This window comes from Pseudomonas sp. SIMBA_067, assembly GCF_046534675.1.
GTDB classification, from domain to species: Bacteria; Pseudomonadota; Gammaproteobacteria; order Pseudomonadales; family Pseudomonadaceae; genus Aquipseudomonas; species Aquipseudomonas putida.
Window position 1 is genome coordinate 1 of record NZ_JAWRYH010001037.1, and the last position, 248, is coordinate 248.

General features: G+C 65.7%; 1 protein-coding gene. It reads right to left on the reverse strand.

Annotated features, from left to right (window positions below; translation table 11 throughout):
* A partial coding sequence (locus tag SB765_RS32370; RefSeq protein ID WP_410932859.1) for a hypothetical protein occupies positions 1-248 on the reverse strand: 248 nt, incomplete at both ends.

Sequence of the window (248 nt, forward strand, 5' to 3'; positions counted from 1 at the left end):
TTGCTCAGCCAGCACCGCCAGCAACTCGACGGGTTGGGCACTGCCGCTGTAATAGCCGACCAGTTGCGCGCCGACGGCATCCTTGTGAATCAATACCAGTGCCTGCTCGACACCGGCCTGGGCCAACAGGCAGGCCTGTACTTCCTCAGGCTCGACACGGAAGCCGCGCACCTTCACCTGCTGGTCGAGGCGACCGAGGTACTCCAGGGCCTCAAGCTGAACCTGCCAGCGGGCGCGGTCGCCGCTGC